Raw genomic sequence first — 1,337 nt, forward strand, 5'->3', positions numbered from 1 at the left:
TCCGCTAATTTTGGTTCAGATGTTGGTGATCTTTATCTGGAGAATAGGTAAAAGTAAGGAGGGAGAGCTTGTCTAATTATCGCTTTAGTTTTCTTTTGCTTGGAGGTTTAAGTCTGGCTGGCTGCTCCAGCTTGCCGCCTGAACAACCTCAAAATATTTGTAAAATATTCGAAGAAAAGCCAGACTGGCATGATGCCGCGCTCGATGTACGGGAACGCTGGGGAGTCCCTGTTCACATTCCAATGGCCATAATGTATCAAGAGTCATCTTTTAAATACGATGCGGCACCGCCGATGGAGTACTTCCTTGGATTTATTCCTATCGGTCGAGCGAGCGATGCGTATGGTTATTCTCAGGCTAAGACTCCTGTTTGGGGAGAATATGTAGCTGACGCCGGGAGCACCTTTGCAGATCGCGATGATTTTGATGATGCGATTGATTTTGTCGGTTGGTATATGAATCGAAGTAGCAAGATAAACAAGGTTAGTAAATGGGATGCCTACGCACAATACCTAAATTATCACGAAGGGCATGGTGGTTATCGTAGAGCTAGTTATGAAAAAAAACCTTGGCTAAAAAAGGTAGCGAAGAAGGTTGAGGCTCGGGCTAAAAAATATAGTGAGCAATACTGGTCGTGTAAAGATGACTTAAATAGTGGGTGGTTTTAGACAAGATTGATAGGCATAAAAAAACCTCACAAATGCGAGGCTTTTTTATTATTACTTGCGAGTGCTAGATTAAGCTTGCTTACGACGAGCGAAACCTAGACCAGCCAAACCAAGACCTAGAAGAGCTAGAGTGCCTGGCTCTGCAACTGATACTTCGAATGACTGGTGGATGCCGTCACCGCGCGATTCTACGATTACGCCGTCAACATTTTTGTACTTCGTATATGGCTTGCTACCAACTAGAACGTTTGGTGTTGCATAGTTTTGGCCGATGAAGATGCCGAAGCCTTCAGTGCCTGGATCTGTTGTGTTGTCTTCCAGGTCAGCAAAAAGGCTTGAACCCAAGTTAAAGCGAGTAAGCTTTGTGTCTTTGTCAAGGTCAAAGGTAAACCCATCATAGCCATTGCTATTTGTTTTTGCAGTCCAGTTGATAGTATTGCCCCAGTTGCTTGTAGAGGTGTAGTCACTGCCGTCAAAGCTAATGGTTGTAGCTGTAGGAGAGCTGCCATTTACGACTTCGAAGCTACCAAACCATGTGGCGTTTGATGATACATTTGGGCTTCTCCAACGAACATTCCATTGATAGTCATTGCCTTCAGTTGTCCAAAGGTAATAACCGTTTCCTTGTGAGCCAAGGTTGATGTTTGTTGCGGACGTTTCACCAGTGTA

Annotated in this window: 2 protein-coding genes; one reads left to right on the plus strand and one right to left on the minus strand. The window is 44.2% G+C overall.

The genetic code is table 11. From position 1 onward, the window contains the following. Positions 1–68 precede the first annotated feature (68 nt). A complete protein-coding gene (locus A3729_RS30200; protein ID WP_068515177.1) occupies positions 69–668 on the plus strand; it encodes a hypothetical protein in 600 nt (199 codons plus the stop codon). Between the two features lie 69 nt (positions 669–737). Here A3729_RS30200 and A3729_RS33695 read toward each other — a convergent pair. After that, the coding region (locus A3729_RS33695; RefSeq protein ID WP_197476310.1) for a PEP-CTERM sorting domain-containing protein at positions 738–1,337 on the minus strand (600 nt) is incomplete at its 5' end.

The organism is Oleiphilus sp. HI0043, assembly GCF_001634935.1.